The sequence below is a fragment of the Nibrella viscosa genome (genome assembly GCF_039541875.1).
GTDB classification, from domain to species: Bacteria; Bacteroidota; Bacteroidia; order Cytophagales; family Spirosomataceae; genus Nibrella; species Nibrella viscosa.
In genome coordinates, this window is sequence record NZ_BAABHB010000007.1 from 261,940 (window position 1) to 277,443 (window position 15,504).

Annotated in this window: 12 protein-coding genes and 1 pseudogene; 5 read left to right on the top strand and 8 right to left on the bottom strand. The window is 50.7% G+C overall.

The window, feature by feature from the left end; translation table 11 throughout:
- Nucleotides 1–159: 159 nt before the first annotated feature.
- Nucleotides 160–921 carry a hypothetical protein gene (locus ABD931_RS18260; RefSeq protein ID WP_345269306.1) on the top strand — a complete coding sequence of 254 codons (762 nt, stop codon included), beginning with the start codon at nucleotides 160–162 and terminating at the stop codon, nucleotides 919–921.
- An 85-nt stretch (nucleotides 922–1,006) separates the two neighbouring features.
- Here the strand turns inward: ABD931_RS18260 and ABD931_RS18265 are convergent, their stop codons facing one another.
- From ABD931_RS18265 to ABD931_RS18275, 3 genes are all read right to left on the bottom strand, one after another.
- Nucleotides 1,007–2,539 (bottom strand): OmpA family protein, encoded by a 1,533-nt coding sequence (locus ABD931_RS18265; protein WP_370469331.1) that lies wholly within the window; start codon nucleotides 2,537–2,539, stop codon nucleotides 1,007–1,009.
- 108 nt (nucleotides 2,540–2,647) lie between these two features.
- The gene (locus ABD931_RS18270) at nucleotides 2,648–3,202 is read right to left on the bottom strand and encodes an LOG family protein (RefSeq protein WP_345269308.1); all 555 of its coding nucleotides are present in this window, start codon (nucleotides 3,200–3,202) and stop codon (nucleotides 2,648–2,650) included.
- 17 nt (nucleotides 3,203–3,219) lie between these two features.
- Nucleotides 3,220–4,587: a UDP-N-acetylmuramate--L-alanine ligase gene (locus tag ABD931_RS18275; protein ID WP_345269309.1), complete on the bottom strand. Its 1,368-nt coding sequence runs from the start codon at nucleotides 4,585–4,587 to the stop codon at nucleotides 3,220–3,222.
- A 236-nt stretch (nucleotides 4,588–4,823) separates the two neighbouring features.
- On the opposite strand from ABD931_RS18275, the gene ABD931_RS18280 reads away from it, so the two are divergent.
- Nucleotides 4,824–6,344 carry a type III PLP-dependent enzyme domain-containing protein gene (locus ABD931_RS18280; RefSeq protein WP_345269310.1) on the top strand — a complete coding sequence of 507 codons (1,521 nt, stop codon included), beginning with the start codon at nucleotides 4,824–4,826 and terminating at the stop codon, nucleotides 6,342–6,344.
- Nucleotides 6,345–6,520: 176 nt separating this feature from the next.
- On the opposite strand, the gene ABD931_RS18285 is transcribed toward ABD931_RS18280, so the two are convergent.
- The 4 genes from ABD931_RS18285 to ABD931_RS18300 all read right to left on the bottom strand — a co-directional run bounded on the left by ABD931_RS18285 (nucleotide 6,521) and on the right by ABD931_RS18300 (nucleotide 13,199).
- Complete coding sequence (locus tag ABD931_RS18285) at nucleotides 6,521–7,039, bottom strand: D-glycero-alpha-D-manno-heptose-1,7-bisphosphate 7-phosphatase (RefSeq protein WP_345269311.1); 519 nt, start codon at nucleotides 7,037–7,039, stop codon at nucleotides 6,521–6,523.
- A gap of 229 nt (nucleotides 7,040–7,268) precedes the next feature.
- Nucleotides 7,269–8,150: a T9SS type B sorting domain-containing protein gene (locus ABD931_RS18290; protein ID WP_345269312.1), complete on the bottom strand. Its 882-nt coding sequence runs from the start codon at nucleotides 8,148–8,150 to the stop codon at nucleotides 7,269–7,271.
- A gap of 691 nt (nucleotides 8,151–8,841) precedes the next feature.
- A complete protein-coding gene (locus tag ABD931_RS18295; protein ID WP_345269313.1) occupies nucleotides 8,842–10,029 on the bottom strand; it encodes a T9SS type A sorting domain-containing protein in 1,188 nt (395 codons plus the stop codon).
- Between the two features lie 545 nt (nucleotides 10,030–10,574).
- On the bottom strand, nucleotides 10,575–13,199 hold the full coding sequence (locus ABD931_RS18300) for a valine--tRNA ligase (RefSeq protein WP_345269315.1): 2,625 nt from the start codon (nucleotides 13,197–13,199) through the stop codon (nucleotides 10,575–10,577).
- A gap of 190 nt (nucleotides 13,200–13,389) precedes the next feature.
- Between ABD931_RS18300 and ABD931_RS18305 the strand changes: the two genes are divergently transcribed.
- The 3 genes from ABD931_RS18305 (at nucleotide 13,390) to hisH (ending at nucleotide 15,371) form a co-directional block, all read left to right on the top strand.
- Nucleotides 13,390–14,310 carry a DUF72 domain-containing protein gene (locus ABD931_RS18305; protein ID WP_345269316.1) on the top strand — a complete coding sequence of 307 codons (921 nt, stop codon included), beginning with the start codon at nucleotides 13,390–13,392 and terminating at the stop codon, nucleotides 14,308–14,310.
- Nucleotides 14,311–14,346: 36 nt separating this feature from the next.
- Nucleotides 14,347–14,580 (top strand): DUF433 domain-containing protein, encoded by a 234-nt coding sequence (locus ABD931_RS18310; RefSeq protein WP_345269317.1) that lies wholly within the window; start codon nucleotides 14,347–14,349, stop codon nucleotides 14,578–14,580.
- A 203-nt stretch (nucleotides 14,581–14,783) separates the two neighbouring features.
- Complete coding sequence (gene hisH / locus ABD931_RS18315) at nucleotides 14,784–15,371, top strand: imidazole glycerol phosphate synthase subunit HisH (protein WP_345269318.1); 588 nt, start codon at nucleotides 14,784–14,786, stop codon at nucleotides 15,369–15,371.
- A 31-nt stretch (nucleotides 15,372–15,402) separates the two neighbouring features.
- On the opposite strand, the pseudogene ABD931_RS29385 reads toward hisH, so the two are convergent.
- A pseudogene (locus tag ABD931_RS29385) lies at nucleotides 15,403–15,504 on the bottom strand (IS110 family transposase); the annotation flags it as partial.

The following is a 15,504-nucleotide window of genomic DNA, read 5'->3' on the forward strand; positions in this document are numbered from 1 at the left end:
AAAAATAGGTGAACATTGCTTCAGGTTTGCCAAAAATGATGAACAGACAAGTAGAAGTCCCACCGAATACTTTTAAATTTAATTGCATTTTAAACAGAACACATCTCTGTGTTTCGTTATATTTACAGAACATTATTGCACAATTTACCGTAACAACCTATGAATACGCGCCCTGATGTAATCCCCGGAATATACAATTATTGTAATTCGTGGTGTGAGCGTTGTCTGTTCACGCAGCGTTGCCAGAGTTACCTTCAGAAAAAAACAGACGAAGATACAAAAAACGCCGACCCCAACGCATCGCTGGTACAGCAGCTTACCGAAGCATTGAACCTGACGAAACAATACCTGGGTAAACTACAGCAGGAAAAAGAATCAGCCGGCGCAGATGAAGCCCGCGAAGCAGAGAGACAGGCCCTGGAAATTCAGGCCGCTTTTCGTCGGCAGCAGGCTAAACAGCATCCGGTTTCCATGCTGGCGAATCGCTACCTGACCTCGACCGGCCATTGGCTGCACCAGGAGAAGAGCCTGCTGGAAGACGCCGGCCGGCAGCAGTTGCAGGAAGTAAGTTTGGAGATTCGGTCTGACGATGAAGCACTTGCCATCCTTAACAGCCTTAAAGATGCCTGTGAAATCATCCGCTGGTACCGTACATTAATTCCGGTAAAAACCACTTCGGCCCTGCGTATCCTGACGGAACCTACCACCGATAGCCACTTACTGGATTACTACAACGGCAAAGCCAAACTGTTGCTGGTCAGCATCGATCACTCCATGGCTGCCTGGGAGACGGTTATCACCCTTTTCCCCGACAAAACCGACGATATACTGGATATGCTCGCCCTCCTCTACACCCTCCGCCGGGAAGTCGAAGCGCTGTTTCCGGATGCGCGGGCGTTCAGACGACCGGGGTTAGATTGAGACGGTTTTAAGTTTCAGGTTTCAGGTTGCTCTGCCTTAACCTGGAACCTGGAACCTGGAACATTGAACTTGGAACGTTCTCGTTCTATTTTTTAACAATCACAAACTCCACCCGCCGGTTTTGCTGGCGGCCTTCGTCGGTGTCGTTGGTGGCAACGGGCTTGCTTTCGCCGTAGCCTTTGCTGCCGACGCGGTCGGGCTCGATACCTTTGCCGATGAGGTATTCCCGCACGGAGTCGGCGCGGTCCTGCGAGAGTTTCAGGTTTGACTCGTCGGAGCCGGTATTGTCGGTATGACCGCCGAGTTCGATGGTCATTTTGGGATTCTCGTTCAGGGTGACGACAACGCGGTCAAGCTCGGGGAAGGACTCAGGACGCAGTTCGGATTTGTTGACGTCGAAGAAGATGTTGTTCAGACGCACGGAGCGGCCCACTTCGATGGGTACCAGTTTCAGCTCTTTGCCTTTGATTTCCTGGTAGCCCTTGGTTTCGGTCAGGTCTATGTTTTCCCCTTCGGCGATGAAGTCTTTAGCAATGGCTCTCATGCTGTATTTCTTGCCGTAGGGCAGCACAATCTTGTATTCACCCGTGAGCGGGTTGGAGATAGCCTCCCCGGCTTCGGCACCGTCGGGCAGCGTCTCATACACAATGCGGGCTTCAATAGGCTTGCCGGTTTTCTCATCTATTACCTTGCCGCTAATCAGCACCACGGGGTCGGGCAGCGTCTCTTTCGGAGCCTGGGTATCGGGCTGGCTGGTGTCGATTAGCTTGATGCGGACCACATCGCCTTTTCCCATCGTGTTCTTGAACGTGGTCATGTAGGCGTATTCGCCGGAAGCCGCTACGGAGTAGTAGGCATCATAGCCTTCGGTGTTGATGGCCGGGCCCAGGTTCACCGGTTTCGACCAGCGTTTCCAGGTTTTATCAACCCGCTTGGTCACGTAAATATCATTGCTGCCCAGGCCACCTTCACGGTCGCTGGAGAAGTACAGCGTAGCCCCGTCGGGAGCCAGAAAAGGCGTTGTCTCGGTAAATTTGGAGTTGACATCCGGGCCGAGGTTCATCGGCTTACTCCAGGAGCCGTCTTTTTGCCGGAAGCTGACGTAAATATCATCCTCCTTGCTGTTCTTCTTCTCGCTGAACGCCATAACCAGCACCTTGCCGTCGGCCGACATAAAGCCGCAATCGAACTGCCCCTGGCTCATTTTTTCATAACCCGGAATAGCCAGTTTCTGCGGAGCCGACCAGCCGTTAGCCGTGCGCTTGCTGATGGAAAAGCCTCTGGTTTCGTAATTGCCGTTGTTGTAGGCCCCCTTAATGAGCATGGTATTGCCGTCGGGCGTGATGCTGTAGGCGCTGTTATACTCGTCCTTGTTGAGCGGGAAGCCCATACGCCGGGCGGTGCCCCACTTCCCGTCGGGTTGCAGTTCCGAGTACCAGATATCCTGACTGCCTTTGGCCCCGTGGGTATTCTGTGGGTGGCTGATGCGGGCAAAATAGAGCGTTTTGCCGTCGGGCGAGATTACCGGATTAATTTCGTTGTACTCCGTATTGACCTGCCCGCCCAGGTTTTCGGCTTTGGCCTGGGTATTCTGCTGGGCAATGGCTTTGCCGGCCATAATAGAGAAAAGACCTATCAGAATAGCGCCTTTACAGTTCATTCGCTTTACGCTCAGGTGGTTTTACAAAAAACGAAGATACGCTATTGTTAGTCTACTGGCCCCCGGTTATATAACCTCCTCCCAAAAAGCTTCGAACTCCGCCAGAATCTCGTCAATGGTTTCTGCCACAATGAGCAATGCCCGGTTTTCCGGCTTCAGAAAGCCTTCTTCTACCATACGATCGAGCTGCTTCAGCATCAGGTCGTAAAAGCCGTTGACGTTAAGAACCGCCACCGGACCATCGTACAGCTTTAGCTGCCGCCACGCCAGAATCTCGAATAGCTCATCCAGTGTACCGTAACCACCGGGCAGCGCAATAACGCCTTTGGAAAGCTGCACCATCTTGAACTTCCGCTCGTGCATGGTCTCCACAAAGTGCAGTTCAGTAAGAGTTTTGTGGGCCACTTCCAGTTGGGCCAGAAAGTTGGGGATCACGCCGGTTACCTGACCGCCGGCCGTTAAAGCCGCATCGGCCACGGTACCCATCAGGCCGAGGTTGCCGCCCCCGTAGATGAGCCGGATTTTGCGGGATGCCAGTTTTTGCCCCAGTTCAACGGCAACATCCCGGTATTTCATGTTGGTTCCGGGGTTGGAACCGCAGTAAACTACTATACTTTGCATATACAATTCAAATAACACTACACCAACTCGTTCGCTACTTTCAGGATGTCCAGTCCGCCGTAGGTGCCGGAACTCATCAGCAAAAATACATTGGCGGCCTGCCGCTGCTGCAACAGAAAATTCTCCAGGTCCGCGGTGTCGGTAAATACGTTCAGGTCGGGCCGGTCGAAGGCGGTTTTTACATCGTCGACGGAGATGGGTGCCAGGCGCTTCTGCTGGAGCGTGTGTTCGTTGAAGTACACAGCCGCCACATCGGCCGCGTCGAGCCGGTTTTTGTACTGGCTCAGAAAATTTTTGTTCAGGCTGCTGAACGTATGCAGTTCCACGGCTGCCAGCAGCTTACGGTCGGGATACTGCTCTTTTACGGCCTGCGTGGTAGCCTCAACTTTGGAGGGGGCGTGGGCAAAATCGCGGTATAATATCCGGCCGTCGTTCTCGGCCACTTTTTCCAGTCGACGGGCAGCTCCCTTGAAACTCTGAATGGCTTCGTAGAACATTTCGCTGGTGACACCCAGTCGGTCGCAGACGGCCATGGCTCCGCTGATGTTCTTCATGTTGTGTTCGCCGAACACCAGCACCGGCACATCTCTTCCGGTGTCGGTAACCAGTACAGTCTGACCATGCAAAATCCGGTGCCGATGCGCTTGATAGGGGACACTATGCACATCGGGACGTTCCTTGAGACCAATGACGTCAAGCATATCATCGGTTTCGTCGAAGATGAGTACCCCCGCCTTCGGCATCGCTTCGGCCAGCAGTTCAAACTGGTCGACGTACTCTTCGTAGGTCGGATAAATGTTGACGTGGTCCCAGGCAATGCCGCTGATAACGGCGATATGGGGCTGGTAATGCACGAACTTCGGGCGCTGATCGAGGGGTGACGTGGCATACTCGTCGCCTTCGATGACGATGAGCGGAGCGTCTTCGGTCAGTCGCACCATCGTGTCAAAGCCCTCAATCTGGGCACCCACCAGGTAATCAAAATTCCGGTTGAAATACTTCAGCACGTGCAGAATCATGGCCGTAATAGTGGTTTTGCCATGACTGCCGGTGATAACGACCCGCTGTTTCTGCTCGCTTTCCTGAAAGATGTATTCGGGGTACGAGTACACCGGCAGGCCTAATTCCTGCGCTCTGGCCAGTTCCGGATTATCGGCTCTGGCGTGCATACCCAGAATAACGGTATCGAGGTCTTTATGAATTTTTTCCGGGAACCAGCCATCCTGTTCGGGCAGCAGGCCATACTGCTGCAACCGCGTGCGGGAGGGTTCGTAGATTTCGTCGTCGGAACCGGTGATCTGATATCCCTGCCGATAAAGGGCAATCGCCAGGTTATGCATGGCGCTGCCACCAATGGAAATAAAATGAATAGCCTTCGGCTTCATTCGCTGATTTGTCTGGTCGGAAATGGGTGCAAAATTACGGTAACTTTTCGGTTTGCCGAAACCGGGCCGATAATCTGCCGGAGCGGTAAAATTTATGGGTATTCAGAATCAAAAACCAGCAGTTTTGCGTTGTGTAACTTGGGTATGATGTTCAGTTGCCTGACATTGTATTTTGTGCCAATTTCGCACACTTTTTTTTTGACCAACCAAACACGTTTTATGCGCCGGACTAAGGGATGAAGACTTACACCGACCTGATCGAACAGACCTTTGAATTTCCTACACTGGAGTTTCACGTCGAAAACAATGAACTGCTGTTCAATAATGTACCCTTGATGGACATTATCAAACAGTACGGTACACCGCTCAAACTGACGTATCTGCCGAAAATCACTGAGCATATTGAACACGCCCGACTGCTTTTCAAGAACGCGATAAAGCGGTATAATTACAAGGGAACGTACACGTACTGTTATTGTACCAAGTCATCCCATTTCCGTTTCGTGCTGGAAGAAGCACTGAAAAATAATATTCACCTGGAGACCTCTTCGGCTTTCGACATCCCCATTATCCGGGAATTGTATAAGCTGGGTAAGGTGAACCAGAGTACCTACATCATCTGCAACGGCTATAAGCGGCCCCTGTACACCCAATACATCCGGGAGCTGATTGAGGATGGATTTACCAACTGTATTCCGGTGCTTGACCATCTGGGTGAGATTGACGCGTATGAAAATGTCAGCGCCGAAACGGTAAATCTGGGTGTTCGGATTGCGACGGATGAGGAACCGAATTTTGCTTTTTATACTTCGCGGCTGGGTATTCGCTACAGCGACATCAACGAGCTGTATAAAACCAAGATTGCCAACAGCGAGAAGTTTAAGCTAAAGATGCTGCACTTCTTCATCAATACGGGCATCAAAGACAGCGCGTATTACTGGAGTGAGTTGAGCCGCTTCATGTACAAGTACTGCGAACTACGGAAACTCTGCCCGGATCTCGACTCCATCGACATTGGGGGTGGCCTGCCGATTCAGACGTCGTTTCAGTTTGCGTACGATTACCAGGCGATGATTGACCAGATCATCGAGAGTATCCAGTGGATTTGCAACAAAAACAACGTGCCGGTGCCGCATATCTTTACGGAGTTCGGCAGCTACACGGTGGGTGAAAGCGGGGCGGTTATCTACAAGGTAATCGACCAGAAGCTGCAGAACGATAAGGAGCTCTGGTACATGATCGACGGCTCGTTTATCACGCAGCTTCCCGACTCGTGGGGCTTAGGGCAGAAATACATCATGCTGGCGGTTAACAACTGGGACAACCCGTACCAGAAGGTCAACCTCGGCGGCCTCACCTGCGACTCGCACGATTTCTACAATACCGAAGCGCACAGCGCCGACCTGTACCTGCCCATTTTCGACACCGATATGGAAGACCAGTACGTGGGTCTGTTCCATACGGGGGCCTACCAGGAATCGCTGGGCGGCTACGGCGGTATTCAGCACTGCCTGATTCCGGCCCCGCAGCACGTGATTGTGGAGAAAGACGAAAACGGGAGCATCAAAACCCGGCTGTTTGCCCCGGAACAGAACAGCGATGTGATGCTGCGTATCCTGGGCTTCAACCCGTCTGACGAGCCGGCTCCTACCGAAAAAGAAGCCGCTGAGGCCGAAGCTGCCGCCGAGTCTGAGGCTACAGCGGAGACCGAAAAAGAAAGTCAGCCGGAAGCGGAGTTAGTAAGAGAAGAAAATTAGTATCTTTACCGTTAATAGACAGTTAGTCTGTCTATTAACGGTATTTTTATCGAATGAACATGAAGAAGCTACTTATCTTTTGCGGTGTCATCTCCTTGCTATCGCTTAGTTCATGCGCCCGCCGGGGTGCGTGTCCGGCCTACGACAGCGCTTACCACCAAACCGAACGCGCTGTATCAACCAACGCTTAATACATACCGCGAGGCCTCCAGTAGGCTGGCGGCATGACCGTCGCCTACCGGGGGCTGTGGTATATTGTGAGTGATGTATACCGTCCGGACACCCACGCGCCGACCGGCCTGGATGTCGCGCAGGGCATCCCCAAACATCCAGGAGCCGCTCACGTCGATATTGTATTTGGCAATGGCCTTCTCCAGCAGCAGCGATTCGGGTTTGCGGGCCAGCGAGCGTGAGGTGAAGTCGGGATGGTGCGGACAGTAGTAGATATCGTCCAGCACGTTGCCGCACTTCGTCTGAATATAGTGGTGGCAGCGCATCACATCGTCGCGGGTGTACAGTCCCTTGGCAATGCCTGCCTGATTGGTAATCACAATCAGCAAATAACCGGCTTCTTTCAACATCTGTAGCCCCTCGGCTACGCCATCCGGAATTACCATATCCTCGGTTCGGTAGACATAATCGACCCGGTCTTCATTCAAAACGCCATCCCGGTCCAGGAAAATAGCCTTTTTCATCTCTGTAAAATTGTCAACGGTGTGAGTGAGCCTTTGTAAACTTTGCTCAAGAGTAATACTTTTCTGCTAATTTTTATAAATTAAATTAGCACACGAAGTGAATATTATAATTTATTAACAAAAAAGCCGGCAATAAGACCGGCTTTTCTGAGGCAACAGCCCTTTTGTGTTATCTCTCGCTCGTCCGCCGGCCCGCCGGAGCGGATTGTATCGCGAGCGGGGGCGCGGGTCAGCGAATCAGTTGTACCCAGCCTTTGTACTGCCGGTCAATCTGGGCGCTGGAGAGTACATAGTAGTACGTTCCGGCAGGCAGGTCGTCGCCGGTCCACTCGTTCCGGTAAGCCTCGCTTCGGTACACCCGCCCTCCCCAGCGGTTGAAGACTTCCAGCCGCCAGGGAAGCAGGCTGATGCCCTCGATAAAAAACGTTTCATTGACCCCATCGCTGTTAGGGGTGAACACATTGGGTATGTTACCAGGGCAGTCGACAACCCGGATACGAATGCTATCCGCCTGCCGGCAGGCAGCCGATTCCGAGCGCACCCAGTACAGGCCGGATTCGGCCACCGACAGGGTGGACCCCTGGAAGCCGTTACTCCACAACAAGGTTGTGTTAGGGGCACTCGTCGGTGTTATGGCGAAAGGAATGCCCCGGCACAAGGTGGTATCGGCCGGCAGGCGCAGGGTCACTTCCTGAGCCACGCGAAAGGAGTCGGTCAGCGTACAGAGGCCGGAGGTAGCGGTAACCGAATACAGCCCGGCCTGACGGATAGTGTAGGTTGGGGCGGTAGAACCGTCCTGCCAGCGGTACTGGGTTTGTGAATCATCGGGCAGTGATAGGTCGATAGACCGGGCCGGGCACAGGATGGTATCCCGCAGGGAGAACAGAGGGTAATTGGTAAGATTTGTTTCGGTTACCAGTACATCATCAATGAAGTAATAAGCTCCTCGTCCGCGTCTGTCGACTTCTATGTAGCTGGTCTGTTGGTCACTAAAAAAGTTCCCGATGGTTAAAAACTGGTAGGCTTCTTTTGCCTGAAAGCAGCCACTTACCTTGTGCCATCGACCTGTTTCACTAACAATACGAGATTCGTTGATTTGGGGGAGATACAAAAATTCAGAAAACTGATTAGTATTCCCCACAGGCTTGTAGATTGAATCTACTGAAAAATAGGCACCCAAATTATTACTGTAACAAGAGGCTATAGAGCCAAAATTAACATCGAATGGAGAAACGTAAAATTCTACATAGTAGGTCCGCCCAACTGTGAGAGGGCTGGTTAATTTAACCTGTATATATTCCCGGTACGGCTGTGCCCCCGATATTACACTTAGCCTGGGAGAATTCCCTAATGTATAAAGGCCCGCACATACATTACCTGTATGGGGTTGAAAGCTATATCTACTTAAATTATTGGTACATGTGTCAGCTATACCTGTAACAAAGTGAATATCGCTGGTTCCGCCAGTAGGCGCTACCCAGTCATAAACATAATTTTTAATGTTATCAAGTGGGGAAAAGATTCCGCCACAATGAGTTCTTCTAATAGATTCGAAACTCGAATTTGGAACCAGATTCTGGGCACATAAGCGAAATTGAGAAGCAACCGTTATAAAAACACAAATTAATAAGCGAAAGACGGCCATGGTACTTTTAATCGTTAGCTTGTAGACTTAACTCGACTACTGATTTGCTGACCAACAATTTGGAGGTTGTGAAATGAAGTCTTTTTAACGTTTAAGGTCTATTAACAAATAAGAACAGCAGACCATTTGTATAGTCTGCTGTTCTTAGATTACTATTTTATTCCAGAATTATTTGATGCTTTTCAACTTCGTTGCCAACTTTTACATGGAGGTAGTAAGTACCTCTGGCTAAGTCTTTCGTAGAGATTTCAATTGAACTTTTGCCACTAAAAGACTGCGTTAGTTGTTGTGCATCTGCCTGATAACACGCTTTTCTGCTTTCATCATATAAGGTTATCCCTTGTATGACAGTACCTGCCATATCATCATAATCCAACAATAAACTCACGACATCTTTGCCTGGATTAGGACCAACTCGATAACCTGAATAGCCTTCTTGTGTACTCAGGTAAAAAGTCCATGACCCGCCACCGGAACACCGGTTACTTGCCTCGACAACGACCCGAACAAAATTGCTAAAACTTACACTACAATTACTACCACTAGTATACAACGAGCCACTACCATTGGCTACGTACCAGTTGATAGACGATGCACCGCCAATAGTGGCAGCTAAATTGCAGTAACCACTGGGTACGTAGTAGGTACCACCATTCCAGAAATTTCCGTTTATAGTTCCATTACTTACCGATGCAGGACCATACCAGAGAATGGCGGAACTTGACGTATTATAAGGTGCATTACAATCGGAGTAATACGCCGTTATCGACACAGTTCCAACCTGACCATTGGAAACCCCACTACTTGGTACAGTTATTATCATAGGGTCCAAACCAGGGCCGCCTTGTGAGCCCCAAAATGGACCATATCCAGAATTATAATTTCCAACAGTAAATAACCAATTAGATGGTCCGTTCCATTGGATGCCACAGTGAAAGTAACACGGGTCAGAAGGAGAGGAAGGCAGTGTAGGAACTGCGCTGATGGATATACTTTCTCCCAGGGAACATCCAACGACTAATCCACCGTTAGGTACACCTGGACTTGGCGGATTGGTACAGGTAAATGTTTTGGCTTTATTAGTTTTGGCGTTTTTTACAACTTTTAAAGGTCTCGATTTTACTCGTGCTTTTTTGTAATCACTAGCTGGTCTTTTTTTATCCTCAGGCGATGTTGGTGAGTTTCTAAAGGTAGAATTGGCTAAGGAAGTTAACCTTATAAGATTTCTACCATTGATAGTACTCTTGGCTTTTACTGAAATACCATATAGCCCAGACAGGATGAAAAGAAGTGTGCCTAAAAATAGGCCAAAACTTGTTTTGGTTAGTAAATGCATAAATTTCATAATTATGAAGTGATTAAATGTGAAAAAATGAAATGTTTGCTATGAAGCAGTTCGGTGCAGACCTTAAACTATAGATGCCACTATTCAGCCAATCCCTGGCGGGATGTTATTAAGTTTGGTATTGAGTGTTCCTTTTTGAGAAACAAGTCATGTGCTGAACAAACACCTCAGTAGTACAAATACACACAGGAAACGGATTAATTTAATCTGGAGCTAACGGTTTCATAACGTTTCAAGATTTAGAGGAGTAATCTAAAGTCACATATAGTTAGTTATTAAAACCATATAAAATATTAGAAAAATCTTAATCCCGTATAAAGTCTTGATAATCAGTAGAGATTTAGTTTACAGATTTATTAAACGGTAGCTTTATGGTGGCAGCCTCGCTGGTTTTACAATGTTTCAGCTTACTTGAGTATGAGAGTGAAAGGGGTTTTACAACAGGATGGCCTCAGCACGGACATGTAACCGGCACGGAGATAGTCATTGACAATAAAAAAAGCCGGCCTCGCGACCAGCTTTTCTGAGGCAACAGCCCTTTGGCTTTACCTGGAAAGTGCCAAGAGACTCTCTTCCAGTGTTTTGATTTTGGCTTCAGCATCGGCGAGTTTCTGCCGTTCCCGCTCCACTACATCGGGCTTGGCGTTGGCGACAAACTTCTCGTTGGCCAGCTTTTTCTGCACCGAATCGCGGAAGCCTTTGGTGTACTCCAGCTCTTTTTCGAGGTTGGCCCGCTCCTGATCCACGTCAATTTCGCCGGCGATGTTGATGTAAAACTCATTGCCTTTAATCACAAACGACATACCCTCGGCCTTATCGCTGACGTACTGTATCTCCGACACATTCGCCAGTTTCTGAACCAGACTCTCCAGCGGCCGGAACCGGTCCGGCGTTTCGGTGCGGATGGCCAGCGGCAGCTCCGTCTTCGGCGCAATCTGCTTGCTGTTGCGGATGTTCCGGATGCCGGATACCAGCTCGAACAAGAGGTCAAAATCGGCTAGAACCTGCATATCCACCGAGCCTGCTTTGGGGTAATCGGCTACGCAGATACTTTCGCCGTCCTGCCGGGGGCGGATGTCCTGCCAGATTTCTTCGGTGATGAACGGCATGAACGGATGCGTCAGCTTCATCAGCCGCTCAAAGAAATCAATGGTGCTCTCGTATGTTGCCTTATCGATGGGAAGCTCGAAACCCGGCTTAATCATCTCCAGGTACTGCGAGCAGAAATCGTCCCAGATAAGTTTATAGATGGTCTGCAACGCATCCGACATCCGGAACTTGCTGAAATGGTCCTGCAAGTCGGTTATCGTCTGGCTCAGCTTTGCCTCAAACCAGCGAATAGCCAACTCATTGCCGCCATTTGCCGGCTGCTCGGTTACCTGCCAGCCTTTTACGAGCCGGAAAGCATTCCAGATTTTGTTACAGAAGTTACGCCCCTGCTCACATAGCTTTTCATCGAACAGCAGGTCGTTGCCGGCCGGGGAACTGAACAGCATACCCGTCCGCACGCCGTCGGCACCATACTGTTCTATAAGGCCAACCGGGTCGGGCGAGTTACCCAACTGCTTCGACATCTTACGACCGAGCTTGTCGCGCACCATACCCGTGAAATACACATTCCGGAACGGCAGATGACCTTTAAATTCATAACCAGCTATAATCATCCGGGCGACCCAGAAATAGATGATATCAAAACCAGTTACGAGGTCATTCGTCGGGTAATAGTAGTTTATATTGGTATTGTCCGGGTCTTTGAATCCGTCGAACACCGACATGGGCCACAACCACGACGAGAACCAGGTATCCAGCACGTCCTCGTCCTGCGTCAGGTCGGCTTCGGTCAGGGCAAACAGCAGCCGCTCACGCTGCGCTTTCCGCAAGGCTTCCCGCTTGTTCTTGGCCACGATAATGGTACCGTCTTTCATGTAAAACGCCGGAATCCGGTGCCCCCACCACAATTGACGGCTTATACACCAATCGTGCGGGTTTTCCATCCACGAGCGGTACATATTCTTGAACTTAGCCGGGTGCAGTTGAATAGTATCATTCATGACGTTCTCCAGCGCCGGCTTCGAGAGGTCCTTCATTTTCAGGAACCACTGCAGCGACAATTTCGGCTCAATCACCGCATTGGTACGCTCCGAGAAGCCCACATTCGACTTGTACTCTTCCGTCTTAACGAGGTACCCTTTCTCCTCCAACTCCTTCATAATGGCCTTGCGGGCGGCAAAGCGGTCCATACCCACGAAGATTTGCGCCTGCTCGTTCAGCGTACCGTCTTCGTTCAGGATGTCAATCACCGGCAGGTTATGCTTCACGCCGAGCTCGTAGTCGTTCGGGTCGTGAGCGGGCGTTACCTTCAGACAGCCCGTTCCGAAGTCCATGGTTACGTACTCATCCGTGATAATGGGTATCTCCCGGTCTATCAACGGAATCAGCACTTTTTTGCCGTGCAGGTGCTTGTACCGCTCGTCGTTGGGGTTCACGCAGATGGCGGTATCGGCCATAATCGTCTCCGGCCGAACGGTAGCAATCGTTACAAACTCACCCTCCTGCCCTTTTATCGGGTATTGGATATAGCTAAGCTTCTGCTGAACTTCTTTCGTAATTACCTCTTCGTCGGAGACGGCCGTGCGGCCCTGCGGGTCCCAGTTCACCATCCGGACACCCCGGTAAATCTGGCCTTTGTTGTATAGGTCGACGAACACCTCGATAACAGCATCGTACAGGGCCGGCTCCATGGTAAAGCGGGTCCGGTCCCAGTCGCAGGACGCACCGAGTTTGCGGAGTTGCTGCAGGATGATACCGCCGTATTTATGCGTCCACTCCCAGGCATGTTCGATAAACTTCTCCCGGCCAATGTCTTTTTTGCTGACGCCCTGCTCTTTCAGCATGGCCACCACTTTGGCTTCGGTCGCGATAGACGCGTGGTCGGTACCGGGCACCCAGCAGGCGTTTTTGCCCTCCATCCGGGCTTTCCGGATCAGCACATCCTGAATCGTGTTGTTCAGCATGTGACCCATATGCAGCACACCCGTAACGTTCGGGGGCGGTATCACAATGGTATACGGCTCCCTGTCGTCAGGAGTGGATTTGAAGAACTGCTTGTCCAGCCAATACTGGTACCACTTTTCTTCAATGTCTTTCGGATTATACGTCTTCGAAATCATGCTCAGCTATCCTTTGCGTCCTCTGCGAAACCTTAGCGCCTTTGCGGTTAAATCTACAACAGAGGCAATACGTTTTAGCAGCAAACAGAACGTTCTCAATAAAGTGCCACAAAATTAGTTAATTCAGAACGGGCGCGAAAACGAAAGCCTTTTTTCGTAGTTTTAACAAGACACTTCACTCCTGCACACCATGGAATTCGGCAAAGTACATAACCTCCATACCGTCGATTTCAGGCTGCCGCCCGGCCACCCCTATAACCTGAAAGTTTGGGAGACAACAGAGCCTGCATCGCACCCGGAAGTCTACATCGGCGGCCCCATCTGGGCCAATAAAAACTATGTCGGCAAGATTTACCCTTCCCAGGCGAAGGAAAAAGATTTCCTCTCTTACTACACCCGGCAGTTCAACACCATCGAGCTGAACCTGACGCACTACCAGATTCCGACCGCAGCCATGATTGACAAGTGGAAACGCGATGCCGTGGAGGGGTTTGTCTACTGCCCGAAGTTTCCGCAGGTCATCAGCCACGAGCGCATGCTGGTCGGCTGTGAAGCGCTGACGGAAGAGTTTGTCGATGCCGTGCTGGGTCTGGAAGAGTTCTTAGGCACCACCTTTCTGCAACTGCCTCCTGCTTTCGGTCCTGATAAATGGCCAGTCCTGGAGCGATACCTCAGAAGTCTGCCGGATGACTTAGAGGTCGCCGTCGAGTTCCGCCACCCCGACTGGTTCCGCAAAGCCGATGGCGGTTCGACCTGGCAACGGACCCTGGAAGGCCTGCACACTCTACGCCGGGATGTGGTGATGACCGACGTAGCCGGTCGGCGCGACGTGCTGCACATGAGTGTATCAAGCCCCGTGCTGGTGCTGCGGTTCATCGCCAACGACGGCCACCCCACCGACTTCACCCGAGCCGATGCCTGGGTACAGCGACTGAAGACCTGGTTTGAGCGTGGCCTGCAAACCGCCTACCTCTTTATCCACGGCGGAGCCGAAAACGACACCACACCCGAGCTGGTACTCCACTGGGTACGGCAGCTAAACGAGCATTGCGGCCTGAACCTCAAAGAGCCAACCTTGCAGCCGAAGGTCGTGCAGGGGAGTTTGTTTTAAAATTTGCTAACTTGTTACAAGCACAGGCAGCAGGATATGACCTATAAAGACCGAATCAGTTCTGACCACCAGATTATGTTAGGTAAGCCGGTTATCAAAGGAACCCGGATTACTGTAGAACTTCTCTTGCGTAAGATGTCTCAGGGAGCTACTATCCCCGATTTACTCACCATGTATCCTCATCTGGAAGAGGCTGATATTCTGGCTGCATTGATGTATGCCTCTGAGGTACTGGCCAACGAGGAAGTTATCGACGGTTCAGCGGCATGATTATAGCCGATGAAATCATTGTAATTTTCCCCTCACGAGAGTACCTTTGCCTCATGATTTTAGCAATCGCATTTCATCAGCACCATCATCACGTCTGCCAATGAGGACAGACCGGTGCTTTTGTTTTTGTGACCCGTATTGAACGAAATTACTTTCCGATACACACAAAGCCCGGTTCTGTCGATGAGCCGGGCTTTTTTGCTATGAAAACAGTCATCATCAAATACAACGCCGGCAACGTCCAGTCCGTCATGTACGCGCTGGACCGGCTGGGCGCCGGCTACCTGCTCACCGACGACGAGGCCGAAATCCGTTCCGCCGACAAGGTTATCTTCCCCGGCGTGGGCGAAGCCAGCACAGCGATGGCATACCTCCGTGAACGGGGGCTGGATACGCTGATTCCGTCGCTGAAGCAGCCGGTGCTGGGTACCTGCGTCGGTATGCAGCTCATGTGCCGCTACTCTGAGGAGAACAACACGACCTGCATGGGCATTTTCGATATTGATGTCCGGCGGTTCCCGACTACTCCGGGTTATAAAGTACCGCACATGGGCTGGAACAGCATCAGCAACCTGCGTAGTCCGCTAACGGCCGGTCTGCCGGAGCAGGCCTATATGTATTTTGTCCACAGCTACGCGGCTGATGTTTGCGACTATACCATCGCCGAGTGCGAATACGTTCGCCCGTTCAGTGCCATGCTGCACAAAGAAAACTTTTATGCCGCCCAGTTTCACTGCGAAATCAGCGGTAATGTTGGGCAACGAATATTGGAGAATTTTTTGAGGTTGTAAGTGTACCCCGGATCGGATCGATTTCTATGATCTAAACAAGTGAAATCGTATAATTTTCGTCATAATTTCTGTTCTGGCGAACACAGGCAAAAATCCGTTGGACAATCTTGTTGCGTACATTGTTGAGTACTAA

Excerpts from the sequence above, each read along its gene's own strand:
- ABD931_RS18260 (WP_345269306.1), top strand. The coding sequence starts at position 160 with ATGAATACGCGCCCTGATGTAATCCCCGGAATATACAATTATTGTAAT.
- ABD931_RS18265 (WP_370469331.1), bottom strand. The coding sequence starts at position 2,539 with ATGGCCGGCAAAGCCATTGCCCAGCAGAATACCCAGGCCAAAGCCGAA.
- ABD931_RS18270 (WP_345269308.1), bottom strand. The coding sequence starts at position 3,202 with ATGCAAAGTATAGTAGTTTACTGCGGTTCCAACCCCGGAACCAACATG.
- ABD931_RS18275 (WP_345269309.1), bottom strand. The coding sequence starts at position 4,587 with ATGAAGCCGAAGGCTATTCATTTTATTTCCATTGGTGGCAGCGCCATG.
- ABD931_RS18280 (WP_345269310.1), top strand. The coding sequence starts at position 4,824 with ATGAAGACTTACACCGACCTGATCGAACAGACCTTTGAATTTCCTACA.
- ABD931_RS18285 (WP_345269311.1), bottom strand. The coding sequence starts at position 7,039 with ATGAAAAAGGCTATTTTCCTGGACCGGGATGGCGTTTTGAATGAAGAC.
- ABD931_RS18295 (WP_345269313.1), bottom strand. The coding sequence starts at position 10,029 with ATGAAATTTATGCATTTACTAACCAAAACAAGTTTTGGCCTATTTTTA.
- ABD931_RS18300 (WP_345269315.1), bottom strand. The coding sequence starts at position 13,199 with ATGATTTCGAAGACGTATAATCCGAAAGACATTGAAGAAAAGTGGTAC.
- ABD931_RS18305 (WP_345269316.1), top strand. The coding sequence starts at position 13,390 with ATGGAATTCGGCAAAGTACATAACCTCCATACCGTCGATTTCAGGCTG.
- ABD931_RS18310 (WP_345269317.1), top strand. The coding sequence starts at position 14,347 with ATGACCTATAAAGACCGAATCAGTTCTGACCACCAGATTATGTTAGGT.
- hisH (WP_345269318.1), top strand. The coding sequence starts at position 14,784 with ATGAAAACAGTCATCATCAAATACAACGCCGGCAACGTCCAGTCCGTC.